Annotated in this window: 11 protein-coding genes; 10 read left to right on the top strand and 1 reads right to left on the bottom strand. The window is 69.7% G+C overall.

Features of this window, described 5'->3' with window-relative positions; genetic code table 11:
• The first annotated feature begins 26 nt into the window (after positions 1 to 26).
• Genes NJQ99_RS08980 through NJQ99_RS08935 form a run of 10 tightly spaced genes read left to right on the top strand, consistent with a single transcriptional unit; the run spans position 27 to position 11556 of the window.
• Complete coding sequence (locus NJQ99_RS08980; protein WP_269332492.1) at positions 27 to 1280, top strand: glycosyltransferase; 1254 nt, start codon at positions 27 to 29, stop codon at positions 1278 to 1280.
• The gene (locus NJQ99_RS08975) at positions 1280 to 2401 is read left to right on the top strand and encodes a glycosyltransferase family 4 protein (RefSeq protein WP_269332491.1); all 1122 of its coding nucleotides are present in this window, start codon (positions 1280 to 1282) and stop codon (positions 2399 to 2401) included. Before NJQ99_RS08980 ends, NJQ99_RS08975 begins: the two co-directional genes overlap by 1 nt.
• Complete coding sequence (locus NJQ99_RS08970) at positions 2398 to 3012, top strand: histidine phosphatase family protein (protein WP_269332490.1); 615 nt, start codon at positions 2398 to 2400, stop codon at positions 3010 to 3012. The genes NJQ99_RS08975 and NJQ99_RS08970 overlap by 4 nt, the downstream gene beginning before the upstream one ends.
• Positions 3009 to 4166, top strand: coding sequence for a glycosyltransferase family protein (locus NJQ99_RS08965; protein ID WP_269332489.1), 1158 nt, complete (start codon positions 3009 to 3011; stop codon positions 4164 to 4166). The genes NJQ99_RS08970 and NJQ99_RS08965 overlap by 4 nt, the downstream gene beginning before the upstream one ends.
• A 13-nt stretch (positions 4167 to 4179) precedes the next feature.
• A complete protein-coding gene (locus NJQ99_RS08960) occupies positions 4180 to 4938 on the top strand; it encodes a polysaccharide deacetylase family protein (RefSeq protein WP_269332488.1) in 759 nt (252 codons plus the stop codon).
• On the top strand, positions 4935 to 5426 hold the full coding sequence (locus NJQ99_RS08955; protein ID WP_269332487.1) for a hypothetical protein: 492 nt from the start codon (positions 4935 to 4937) through the stop codon (positions 5424 to 5426). Before NJQ99_RS08960 ends, NJQ99_RS08955 begins: the two co-directional genes overlap by 4 nt.
• 41 nt (positions 5427 to 5467) lie before the next feature.
• Positions 5468 to 7351 carry a dipeptide ABC transporter ATP-binding protein gene (locus NJQ99_RS08950; RefSeq protein WP_269332486.1) on the top strand — a complete coding sequence of 628 codons (1884 nt, stop codon included), beginning with the start codon at positions 5468 to 5470 and terminating at the stop codon, positions 7349 to 7351.
• The gene (locus NJQ99_RS08945; RefSeq protein ID WP_269332485.1) at positions 7348 to 9324 is read left to right on the top strand and encodes an ABC transporter substrate-binding protein; all 1977 of its coding nucleotides are present in this window, start codon (positions 7348 to 7350) and stop codon (positions 9322 to 9324) included. Before NJQ99_RS08950 ends, NJQ99_RS08945 begins: the two co-directional genes overlap by 4 nt.
• Positions 9325 to 9376: 52 nt before the next feature.
• Positions 9377 to 10402, top strand: a complete 1026-nt coding sequence (locus NJQ99_RS08940) for an ABC transporter permease (protein WP_269332484.1) — start codon at positions 9377 to 9379, stop codon at positions 10400 to 10402.
• A complete protein-coding gene (locus NJQ99_RS08935; RefSeq protein ID WP_269332483.1) occupies positions 10399 to 11556 on the top strand; it encodes an ABC transporter permease in 1158 nt (385 codons plus the stop codon). Before NJQ99_RS08940 ends, NJQ99_RS08935 begins: the two co-directional genes overlap by 4 nt.
• Before the next feature lie 43 nt (positions 11557 to 11599).
• On the opposite strand, the gene NJQ99_RS08930 is transcribed toward NJQ99_RS08935, so the two are convergent.
• The gene (locus NJQ99_RS08930) at positions 11600 to 12940 is read right to left on the bottom strand and encodes an adenylate/guanylate cyclase domain-containing protein (RefSeq protein ID WP_269332482.1); all 1341 of its coding nucleotides are present in this window, start codon (positions 12938 to 12940) and stop codon (positions 11600 to 11602) included.
• Positions 12941 to 12962: the final 22 nt, after the last annotated feature.

Here is a 12962-nt window from a genome sequence, read left to right as displayed (position 1 = left end):
GGGCCGCGAGCGGGAACGCCGCGCCGATGCCCGCGCCCCGGCTCGACGGCTGCGGTGCCGTCGCCGTTGTGCTCAAGGGCTACCCGCGCCTGTCGGAGACCTTCATCGCGCAGGAAATCCTTGCGTTGCAGCGTCTCGGCCTGGACCAGCGGATCGTGTCGCTGCGCCATCCGACCGATCCCGCCATCCACCCTGTGCACGAGGCGATCCAGGCCCCGGTCCTTTACCTGCCCGAATACCTGCACGAGGAGCCGTTGCGCGTGCTGAGGGGCGTCGCCGCCGCGGGCTATCTGCCCGGATGGCGCAAGGCGCTCAGCGTATGGCGCCGCGATCTTGCACGCGACCGCACCCGCAACCGCATCCGGCGCTTCGGGCAGGCCTGCGTGCTCGCAGCGGAGCTTCCCGGCGACGTGCGGCACCTGCACGTCCATTTCCTGCATACGCCCGCCTCCGTCGCGCGCTATGCGGCCATGATGCGCGGTATGACCTGGTCCTACTCGGCCCATGCAAAGGACATCTGGACGACGCCCGACTGGGAGATCGCGGAGAAGCTTGCGGATGCCTCCTGGGGCACGACCTGCACGGCCTACGGGGCGGAGCGGCTACGCGCACTCGCACCCGGGCCGGATGCGGTCGACCTCGTCTATCACGGCCTGGACCTCACCCGGTTCGGCGTGCACCCGGACCGGCAGCCGGCAGCGCCGCCAACAATCGTCTGCGTCGGCCGCGCCGTCGCCAAGAAGGGCCTCGACACGGTACTGGATGCGCTGGCGCGCCTGCCCGAAGGGCTCGACTGGCGCTTCGTCCACATCGGCGGGGGGCCACTGCTGAAGCCGCTGAAGGCGCAGGTCCAGCGCCTCGGCATCGCGGAGCGCTGCACCTGGCGCGGAGCGCAGCCGCAGGCGCAAGTGCTGGCGAGCCTGCGGGAGGCCACCGTCTTCGTGCTTGCGAGCCGGATCGCGCCGGACGGCGACCGCGACGGCCTGCCCAATGTTCTGATGGAGGCCCAAAGCCAGGCGGTGCCCGTCGTCGCAACGGCGGTTGCGGCCATACCGGAACTGGTCCGCGACGGAGAGACGGGGCTTCTGGTCCCGCCGGACGACCCGGAGGCGCTTTCGGCGGCGCTTGCCCGCCTGCTGGGCGACCCGGCGTTTGCCCGGCGCCTCGGCGCGGCAGGCGAGGCGCGGGTGCGCACGGACTTCTCGATGCAGGGGGGGATCGACCGGCTGGCGAGGCGGTTCGCGGAAACGCTGCCCGCGCGGGCCGCGGCGGGACACTGATGCACGTCGCCTTCCATGCCCCGATGAAGTCCCCGGACCATCCGGTTCCCTCGGGCGACCGGACCATGGCGCGGCTGCTGCTCGCCGCCCTCGCACGCGCCGGCCATACCGCGACGGTGCCGAGCCATCTGCGCACCTGGCTGCGGCACGGCAACCCGCGCGATCAGGCCGCCATGGCCGCAGCAGGTGCGGCGGAGGCGGCGCGCGTGCTGGCCGACATCAGGGCCGGGCGCACGCCGCGGCCCGCGGTATGGCTGACCTACCACCTGTACTACCGCGCGCCGGACCTGGCCGGCCCCGCCATCGCCCGGGCGCTGGACATCCCCTACATCGTCGCGGAGGCGAGCCACGCGCCCAAGCGCCTCCGCGACCATTGGACCCCCTCCGAAACCGCCGTCATTGCCGCCCTGCGGCAGGCGGCGGCGGTGCTGGCGATGACCCCGCTCGACAGCGCGTGCCTCGGCCGCGTCGTGCCGGAGGACCGGCTGCACGTCTTTCCGGCCTTCGTCGACCCCGCGCCTTTCCTGGGGGACCGCCCCGCACGGCCGGAGGGAGAACCCGCCCGGCTTCTGGCCGTGGGCATGATGCGGGAGGGCGCGAAGCTCGCAAGCTACCGGCGGCTGGCCGGGGCGCTGCGGCTGCTCGGTGCGGAGGACTGGCACCTCACCATCGCCGGCGACGGACCGGCCCGCGCGCAGGTCGAGGCGCTGTTCGACGACCTCGGGGCCCGCGTGCGGTTCGCGCGCGCCGTGGAACCGGAAGCGCTACCGCGGTACTACCTGGAAGCGGACCTGCTGGCCTGGCCGGGTGTGGGCGAGGCCTATGGCATGGTCTACCTGGAAGCGCAGGCGGCGGGCGCCGTGCCGGTCGCACTGGCCGGACCCGGTCCTTCGGCGGTCATCGCCGACGGCCATACCGGCAGGCTGACAGAGGACACGGACGCCGGCTACGCCGCAGGCCTCGCCGGGTTGATCCGAAACCCCGGTCTGCGCCGGAAGCTTGCAGAAGCCGGACGGGCGGAGATCCTGGAGACCCGCAGCATCGCGCGCGCGGCGGAACGTCTCGACACATGCATCGCGGCCTGCCTCGCCGCGGCACGCGCCGAAGGGAGAGCTGCATGAGCGGCAGGGACGCCTGGATCGCGCTGATGCGACACTACCCGACCGCATGGAACGACCGCAACCTGATCCAGGGACGGCAGAACGTACCGCTGACGCCCGCGTCGACCGCCGCGCTGCGGTCTCTGCAACTGCCGGCACGCATCGCAGCCGCCGAGAGATGCCTTGCGAGCCCGCTGGCCCGCGCCGTCGAGACGGCAAGCCTGCTCTGGCCCGGCCATATCGAGACCGATCCCCGCCTGATCGAGACCGACTGGGGCGCGTGGGAGGGCAAGCGCCTTGCCGACCTGCGTGCTGCCGATCCCGAAGGGATGAAGGCTGCGGAGGCACGCGGCCTCGACCTCTCGCCGCCCGGCGGAGAACGCCCGCGCGCCGTGATGGGACGTCTCTCCGGACTTCTGGCTGAGCTGGGCGCAGCCCGCGCGACAGCCTTCGTCGTCACCCACAAGGGAGTCCTCCGCGCGGCGCTGGCCCTTGCGAGCGGCTGGGACATGACGCAAAAAGCCCCTGTCCGCCTGGAACGCGGGACGGTGCATCTCTTCCGCCTGGAAGCAGATGGCGCGATCTCCCTCGTCGAGGCCAATATCCCGCTGGAACCGAGGCAGCCTGCATGACCGGACGCGTACTCATCTATGTGCAGCACCTGCTCGGCACCGGGCATTACGTCCGCGCCGCGGCGCTGGCCGAAGCGATGACCGACATCGGCCTGTCGGTGACCTTCGTCGCCGGCGGCCTGCCGGTCGTCGGCCACGGCGTACGCTGCGCCCGCTTCGTCCAGCTTCCCCCGGCGCGCGCCACGGGCGCGGACTTCAAGGGGCTTGCCGACGAGGAAGGCCGCGACATCGACGACGCGTGGAAGCAGAGGCGCACCGCTGCGCTGCTCGACACGCTGGAAGAAACGCGGCCCGACATTGTCATCACCGAGCTTTTCCCTTTCGGCCGGCACAAGATGCGGTTCGAACTGGAACCCTTCGTGGAGCGGATCCACGCGATGCGGCCCCGGCCGCTGCTGGTTTCCTCGGTCCGCGACATCCTCATTCCCTCGCCCAAGCCGTTGCGGATCGAGCAGAGCATCGAGACAGCGCGCACCTTCTTCGACGCCGTGCTGGTGCATGGCGTCGAGAGCATCAGTCCGCTCGAGGCAAGCTACCCGGCCGCGGCCGAGGTGCGCGATCTGCTCACCTACACGGGCTATGTCGCACGCGAGGGCATGCCCGAGACGCAGGACGGCGCGGACGAGATCGTCGTGGCCGCTGGCGGGGGCGCCATGGGCCAGGCGCTGTTCGAGGCCGCACTCGGCGCCCACGCACTCGGCGCGGGCAGCAACCGCGTCTGGCGCTTCCTGACCGGAACGAACGCAGAGCCCGCCTGGCAGGCCGGCTTTGCAGCGCGCGCCGCACGCCAACCGGGAACCATCGTCGAGACCGCGCGGGCCGACTATCGCGGTCTGCTCGCGAATGCCGCGCTGTCGGTGAGCCAGGCAGGCTACAACACGATGATGGACCTGCTGGCGACGGGCGTGCGTGCGGTCATCGTGCCCTTCGCCGGCGGCAAGGAAAGCGAGCAGGCGGCGCGGGCCGAGATCTTCGAGCAGGCGGGCCTCGTGACCGTCGTGCACGAGAAGGGGATCGAGGCGGCTGACCTTGCGCGCGCCATCGACGGCGCGCTGGCCGGGCCACCGCCGCCGAAGGTCGACGCCCGCCTCGACGGCGCGGAGGTGACGGCGCGATGGGTGCGCGACCGCATCGGCTCGGCGCGGGACAGCTGAGGGCAGGCCCGACATGACCGACCCCCGGCTTGCCAGAGCCCTGCAGGATGCAGCCCGGTCGGGCGGCGTGGCGCTCTGGTGGCGGGACGACGATGCGGCACGGGGTAGCGGCGCGCTCGACCGCCTGCTCGCCCTCGCCCGGAGGTACGGCCTGCCGGTCGTGCTGGCGGTCATACCGGACCGCGTGGACGATTCTCTCGCGGAGGCCCTTGCCGAGGCGCAGGGCGTGGCGGTCGCGGTACACGGCATTGCGCACGCGAACCGGGCGGCGGCAGGGCAGAAGAAGCAGGAACTCGTGGCCGCCGACGACAGCGCGGCGCAACCGCTCCTCGCCGCGCTGAAGAACGCACGGCACGTTCTGGCCCGACGGTTTCCAGGCAGGGCGCTCCCGCTCCTCGTCCCGCCCTGGAACCGGATCGACGCACCCGTTGTGCAGGGTCTGCGGTGGGCGGGCTTCGCAGCCCTGTCGACCTTCGGCACGCGGGCCGAGGCGGCCGGCACAGGGCTGTATCAGCTCAATCCGGAGGTCGACCTGATGGATTGGCGCCGCCGGGAGGGCCGGCCCTACCCCGACGTGGCGGCCGCGCTGGCCGATGCGATCGACGCCCGCGTCACGGGCCGCCTGCCGGGACCGGTCGGTCTGCTGACACATCACCTGCAGCACGACGAGACCGCCTGGGCGACGCTGGAGGCGGTGCTGGCCGATACGGCGGCTGCCGCGGGCGTATCCTGGCCCGCCCCGGATGCCCTGTTCGCAAGGCTGGCAGCATGACCGAAGGCCGCGTCCTGCAGTTCTCGGTCTGGCGCGACCTGGCCATCGGGGCACTGGGTCTCGCAGCCATGGCCGCGCTGATCGCCGGGACGCAGCCGGCGCCGATCGTCGCCGCGATTCTCTTGCTGGTCGCCGCCTTGTTCGCCGTTCTGCTCGTGCGCGCGCTGCTGCGCTCCGGCCGGCGCATCCGCCTCGAGGGAGACATGCTGACGCTCGAGGACAGAACCGGCCGGCGGGTGCTCGACCTCGACATGCTGCAAACCGTGCGGCTCGACTACTACCCTGGAATGTTCGACCGCACCCGCGGCCTGTTCGTGCTCCGGATCGGCGACGCCCGCACACGGATCACGCTCGACAGCGAGCACGAGGGCTTCGCGGCCATCGCCTCTGCCGCCTGCCAGATGGCGCGCCGGACGGGGATAGAGATGTCGGAGCGCACGCGAGCCAATCTTCAGGCTTTGGAATCCGGCGCGGATCGGTCACCATGATCGTCAAAGCGGGACCGAACCCGCGGGGGGAGCCTCCAGCCATGAATGTCCTCGAGATCGAGGATCTGCAGGTCAGCTTCGATACGCCAGGCGGCGAGGTCCGCGCCGTCGACGGCGTGTCGTTCCGTATCCCCGCGGGCAGGACCGTGGCTCTCGTCGGCGAGTCCGGATCGGGCAAGACGGTCATCAGCCAGGCCGTCCTGGGCCTGATCCCGAAGCCCGGCCGGATCTCGGGCGGCCGAATCACCTTCCATGACCCGGCCACGGGAACCGCCGTGCGGCTCGATACGCTGCACCCGCGCGGAGCGGAGATGCGCGCCATACGCGGCGGGCGCATCTCCATCATCTTCCAGGAGCCGATGACGGCGCTCTCGCCGCTGCACACCATCGGCGACCAGATCGGCGAGGCGATCCGCCTGCACGTCGCGGACAGCAGCGAGGACGTGAGGGCGCGCGTCGTCGACCTGCTGACGCTGGTCGGCTTCCCCGATGCCGAGCACGCGCCGGACAGCTACACCTTCGAACTCTCCGGCGGCTTGCGGCAGCGCGCGGTCATCGCCATGGCGCTCGCCTGCAATCCGGCCCTGGTGATCGCGGACGAGCCGACCACGGCGCTCGACGTGACGATCCAGGCGCAGATCCTGCAACTGCTGCGCACGCTGCAGGAGCGGCTGGGCATGGCGATCCTGCTCATCACCCACGACCTCGGCGTGGTGGCGAACATGGCGGACGAGGTCGTCGTGGTCTATCGGGGGCGGGTCGTCGAGCACGGCACCGCCGACGACGTCTTCCGCAATGCAGGCCACCCCTACACCCGCGCGCTGCACGCAGCGGTGCCGCGCTTCGACATGGAGCCGGGCGAGCGGCTGGTGCCGATACGACCGATCGCCCCCCACCCGGAAGGTTTCCTGGCCGGGGGAGAGCAGCCTTCGCCCGACAGCGCGCACGATCCTGTGCTGGTGCGCATCGACGGCGTGACGAAGCATTTCACGAAACGCCGCGGCCGGGGCCTGTTCGCGGGCGGGCAGCAGAAGCCCTTTACCGCCGTGGACGAGATTTCGCTGGAGGTGCGCCGTGGGGAGTGCCTGGGCCTTGTCGGCGAATCCGGGTGCGGCAAGACCACGCTGTCGAAGATGGTGATGCGCGCGATCACGCCCGACGCCGGGCGGATCACCATCGCGCTGGACGGCCGCCACGAGGACGTGCATGCGCTCGACGGCCCGGGGCTCGCGGAGTTCCGCAAGAGGGTCCAGCTGATCTTCCAGGACCCGTTCTCCTCCCTCAACCCGCGCATGACGGTGCAGGAGATCCTGACCGAGCCCTATGCGATCCACGGGCTGCTGACCCCGGCGGAGCGGATCGCGCGGGCCGCGGAACTGATGCGGATCGTGGGCCTTCGGCCGGAGCACCTGCGGCGGTATCCGCATTCCTTTTCCGGCGGGCAGCGCCAGCGGATCGGTATCGCCCGCGCGCTCGCGCTCAAGCCCGAACTGATCCTGTGCGACGAGCCGGTTTCCGCGCTCGACGTCTCGGTGCAGGCGCAGGTCCTGAACCTGCTGAAGGATCTGAAGGACCAGCTGGGCCTGACCTATCTGTTCGTCAGCCACAACCTCGCGGTCGTCGACTACATGGCCGACCGCATCGCGGTGATGTGCGCAGGCCGGATCGTGGAGATCGCCCCCGCCGCAACGCTCGTCCAGGATCACCGCCATCCCTACACGCAGGCGCTGTTTGCCGCCGTGCCGGAGCCCGACCTCGACCGGCCGCTCGATCTGGGGGAGCTGATGGCGGGCAAATCTTCCGACCCGGCCGCCTGGCCCGAGCCCTACCGCCTCGCACCGGGCGGACCGCCGGCGGTTCTGGTCGAGGTGGCACCCGGCCACAAGGTGCTCCAGTCAGCCATGATGCAGGAGACGGCAGCATGAGGCGCGGTCTGACCGGTATGGCCGTGGCCCTTCTGCTGGCGCTGGCCCCGATGGCCGCACCGGCGGGCGCGCAGACGGATACCCGGACCGGCGCGAACGGCGTGCCGGAACTGGTCGAGACACCGACGCTCAGCCGCTCGCACCCGCAGACGATCCTGCCACGGGTCGCAGAACGGGTGCCGGCCGAACCGATGGTGACGGACATGGCTGCGATGGGCCGCGTGCCCGGCCGCCACGGGGGTGACCTGACGACGCTGATCGGGCGGACGAAGGACGTGCGCCTTGCCGTCGTCTGGGGCTATGCCCGACTGGTCGGCTGGACCGAAGACCTCGACCTCGAACCGGACATCCTGAAGGATGTCGAGGTCAGCCCGGACGGCAGGGCCGTCACCCTGGTCCTGCGCAAGGGACACCGCTGGTCGGACGGCCAACCCTTCACCGCCGACGACTTCCGGTATTACTGGGAAGACGTCGCGAACAATGCCGAGCTGATGCCCTCGGGCCCGCCGGCCTTCTTTCTCGTCGAGGGAAAGCTGCCCCGTTTCGAGGTCCTGTCGGAAACCGCCGTGCGCTTCACCTGGGAAGCGCCGAACCCGGCGTTCCTGCCGGAGCTGGCGAAGGCGCGGCCGCCCTTCATCTATCGCCCCGCGCACTATCTGAAGCGGTTCCACGCGCGCTACGGCGATCCGGCGGAACTTGAACGGATGATCGCGGAGGCGCGGGTGCGGAACTGGGCCGCGCTGCACAATCGCGCCGACGAGATGTACGACTTCTCCAATATCGCGATGCCGACCCTGCAGCCGTGGGTGAACACGACAGAATCGCCTGCCCAGCGCTATGTCCTTGTCCGAAATCCGTTTTTCCACCGCATCGACGCGCAGGGCCAGCAATTGCCCTACATCGACCGGCTGATCCTGATGGTTGCGGACGGGCGCCTGATCGCGGCGAAGACCGCTGCGGGCGAAAGCGACCTGCAAGCGCGCGGAATCGGTTTCTCCAACATCACGACGCTCAAGCGCGGGGAGCGCGGCGGGAACTACCGGACCTACCTGTGGCCGATCTCCAAGGGCTCTGCCATGGCGCTCTATCCCAACATGACCGTGACCGATCCGGTCTGGCGCGCGCTCCTGCGCGACCGCAGGTTCCGCCATGCGCTGTCACTGGGCATCGACCGGGAGATGCTGAACCGGGTGATGTACTTCGGCCTCGGCACGCCCGCGAACAACACGGCGCTGCCGCGCAGCCCGCTGTCGCAGGAGTCCTACCGGTCGGACTGGTGCCGGTACGACCCGGCGGAGGCCGGCCGCCTGCTGGACGAGATCGGCCTGACCGAACGCCGCGGCGACGGCATCCGCCTGCTGCCCGACGGGCGGCCGTTGCAGATCATCGTCGAGACCGCGGGCGAAAGCCAGGAGCAGGTCGACATGCTGGCCCTGATCGAGGAGACGTGGCGGGAGATCGGCGTCGGCCTGTTCGTGAAGGCCTCGCAACGCGACGTCATGCGCAACCGGGCGTTTGCCGGACAGCTCGTCATGTCCGTCTGGGACGGCTTCGACAACGGCATCCCGACGCCGGAGATGGCGCCGGACGAACTCGCCCCGGTCAGCCAGGCCATGCTTGCCTGGCCGGAGTGGGGCCAGTACCACGAAACGCGCGGCAAGAGCGGCGAGGAACCGGACACGGCATGGGCACGGCGCCTTCTGGAGCTGTACGACAGCTGGCGGACGGCCACGACGCGGCAGGAACAGGCGGAGGCCTGGGATGCCATGCTGGCGATCCATGCCGAGGAGACGCTGACCATCGGCACGGTGCAAGGGATCCCGCAGCCGGTCGCCGTGTCGAACGTCCTGCGCAACGTGCCCGAGACGGCATTCTACGGCTGGGATCCGGGCGCGCACTTCGGCCTGTTCCGCATGGACACCTTCTGGCGCACGGACGCGCCGGGCCGAGGGGAGGCGCCGGTCACGCAATGACGAGACCTATGGGCAGATCCCGGACGGCCGCGCAGCACCGGAGGGGTGGCTGATGGGGACTTATGTCATCCGCCGCCTGCTGACCATGATCCCGACGCTGATCGTGGTTTCCCTTCTGATGTTCCTGGTGATCGAACTGCCGCCAGGCGACTATCTGACGAACCAGATTGCGGAACTTCAGGCCCAGGGCGAGAGCGCATCGGTCGCCAAGCTAGAGTTCCTGCGCAACGAGTTCGCGCTCGACCGCCCTTTTCTCGAGCGGTACCTGATCTGGATCGGCGCCCTGCCGGGGCCAAACGGCTTCAGCGGTATCCTGCAGGGGAATTTCGGCTGGTCGTTCGAGTATGACCGGCCGGTGACCGAGGTCGTGGGGCAGACCGTCCTGCTGACGATCGTGCTCAACCTCGCGACCGTGCTGTTCGTCTATGTGGTGTCCTTCCCGATCGGGATCTATTCGGCGACACGGCAATATTCCTGGGGCGACTACGGGATCACGCTCGTCGGCTACCTCGGCCTCGCGACGCCGAACTTCCTGCTGGGGCTGATCCTGCTCTATTACGCGAACGTGTGGTTCGGTCTCTCCGTCGGCGGCCTGATGGCACCGGAATACATCGGCGAGCCATGGAGCCTCGCCAAGCTCGGCTCGGTGCTCGCGCACCTGATCGTGCCCACCATCGTGATCGGGACAGCGGGCACGGCCGCGATGATCCGCAGGCTGAGGGCCAATTTGCTCGACGAGTTGCGCAAGCCCTATGTCACCACGGCGCGCGCAAAGGGCCTCGGCGAGCGTACGCTGCTCGTGAAGTATCCGCTGCGCATGGCACTCAATCCCTTCATCGCGGACATCGGCAATCTGCTGCCGCAACTTGTCTCCGGTTCGGTCATCGTGTCGGTCGTGCTGAACCTGCCCACGGTAGGGCCGATCCTGCTCGGCGCACTGCAGTCGCAGGACCAGTATCTCGCCGGCTTCATCCTGCTGTTCGTGGCGGTCCTGACGCTCGTCGGCATGCTGATCTCCGACCTGCTGCTCGCGATGCTCGATCCGCGCATCCGGCTCGAGGGAGGGCGCAAGCGATGAACGGGGACAAGCTCGAGCACTACGTCGACCAGGCGCCCTTCCAACCCGGGCAGGACGACGTCCTGACGCCGGAGCAGGAGCGGTATTTCCGCGCCTCGCAATGGAAGCTGATGTGGTGGCGGTTCAAGCGGCACAAGGTCGCGCTGTGGTCCGGCGTGCTGCTGCTGCTGATCTACCTCACCGTACCGTTCGCAGAGGTGATCGCGCCCTACACGGCCAACGCGCGCGACAACGCACACCTCTATGCCCCGCCTCAGGGCGTGCATCTGTTTCACGAGGGCCGGTTCGTCGGGCCCTTCACCTATCCCATGATCGCCGAGCCGGACCTGGCGAACTTCCGCTGGGAGTACCGGATCGACCGGACCGCGCCGCAGCCCTTGCGCTTCTTCTGCGCCGGTGAGCCCTACCTGTTCTGGGGGCTGGTCGAGGCACGTTTCCGGCTCGTCTGCGCGCCGGAGGGAGGCACGCTTTTCCTTTTCGGCACCGACCGGCTGGGCCGGGACCTGTTCTCGGGGATCGTCTACGGGGCGCGGATCTCGCTGACCGTCGGCCTGATCGGCGTCGCGATCAGCCTGACGCTCGGCATCGTGCTGGGCGGTATGGCCGGGTATTTCGGCGGGCTGGTCGATGCCGCCATTCAGCGGGTGATCGAGATCCTGCGCTCACTGCCGGAACTGCCGATGTGGATGGCGCTGTCGGCAGCGCTGCCGGTGACGTGGAGCCCGGTGCTGATCTACATAGGTATTACCGTGATCCTGGGCCTGCTCGACTGGCCGGGGCTGGCGCGCGCTGTCCGCTCCAAGCTGCTGTCCCTGCGCGAGGAGGACTACGCAACCGCCGCCGTGCTGATGGGCGCCAGGCCCCGCCGCGTCATCGCGCGCCACCTGCTGCCGGGCTTCACGAGCCACCTGATTGCGTCGGCCACGCTTTCCATCCCGACCATGATCCTGGGCGAAACGGCGCTCTCCTTCCTGAACCTGGGTCTCAAGCGGCCCGCCGTTTCGTGGGGAGTGCTGCTGAACGAGGCGCAGAACCTGACCGTCGTCACGGTCTATCCCTGGCTGATGGCGCCGATGATCCCGGTCATCATCGTTGTGCTGGCCTTCAATTTCCTCGGCGACGGCCTGCGCGACGCGGCCGATCCCTATGCGTGAGGCCGTGCAACGCATCCGGTAGGGCCAGGCAGACCCGCCAAGTTCAGGCCAGGACCGCCAGGTCGGCTGGCCGGTCGAGGCCGTCGACACGCGTGCCCGTCACGCTCCGGAGAGGCTGTCCCGCCCATCCCTGCGCACGGGCCAACGCGACCGTCTCCGCATCGGTGAGCACGCGCGACCCGAGCACCTTGTTGTGCTTTTCGAGCTTGGCGGCGAGGTTCACCGCCGCACCGATCACCGTGTACTCCAACCGCTCGTCATGCCCGACAGCCCCGAAAACGACGGGGCCCGAGGCCACGCCCACACCGATCTCGAGCACCTGCTCGCCGGCCTCGCGCCGCTCCTGCGCCCAGAAGGCTGCGGCGTCCGCGACGGCCAGCGCAGCGGCGACGGCGTCGGCGGCCGCCGTTTCGCTGACCCGCGCCGCACCGAATGTCGCGAGGATGCCGTCACCCATGAACTTGTCCACGGTGCCATCGTGGCCGCGGATCAGCGGCACCATGCGGGCCTCGTATTCGGCGAGCACGCTCATGGTGCGCGCAGGCGGCCACTCGGCGGCAAGCGCCGAGAACCCCCGGATGTCGACGAGCAGGATCGCCGCTTCGCGCATCTCGCCCTCGCCCGCGGCGATACGGTCTTCCGCCCCGGTGATGCGGCTTACCACCTCCGGCGCGAAGAAGCGCGACAGGTCGCGGGCCGCATGGCCCTGCGCCGCCGCACGCACCAGCAGGCGGTTGGCCCGGACGATGGCGAGCGCCAGAACGCCGGTCACCATCAGGATCGCGAGGATCTTGTCGAACTCCGCGCCCAGCAGGACACGGTAGGACGTCATGTACTCCACGAAATCGCGCGTGATCGGGTCGCCGATCGACATTCCCGAGACGGCATACCAGACGAGCCACGCCCACCCCGCGGCGGCCACCAGCCCGGCGAGCAGCACATAGCCCGCCTCGAACCGCAAGCCGCGCAACGCGAGGATGCCGAACAGGTAAAGGATGGTCGGCGCCTTCAGGTAGAACCCCGGCGGCTGGCCATACTGGATGTGGAAGCTCCAGATCAGGCCGATGAGCAGGCCGACCTCCGCGATGACGCTGAACGCCAGCAGAACGCGGGGCAAGGCATGCAGGTAGGCGAGCAGGAGGCGAATCGCGGCGAGCGCGCCCAGGCACGCGATCACGACCGGGACAGGCTCGAACGGCGCCTTCTCGTCGAAGGCCTTGGGCGCGATGCCGTAGAGCGCGCCGAGGATGGCGACCAGGAGCAGAAGCACCCAGCCGATCAGGATCTCGCTGTCGTTTTGCTGGCGGGCAACATCGGCGCGCACGCGCGCGGGCAGCTCACCCTCGGGCGGCGCCCCGATCAGGAAGTCCCTGAACTTCCGCATCCCCTGCCCTCGCTCATGGCGG

Origin of the sequence: Futiania mangrovi (assembly GCF_024158125.1) — a bacterium.
Taxonomy (GTDB): Bacteria; Pseudomonadota; Alphaproteobacteria; order Futianiales; family Futianiaceae; genus Futiania; species Futiania mangrovi.
Note: the sequence above shows the minus strand (reverse complement) of the source record. Positions and strands in the feature narration are given on the sequence as shown.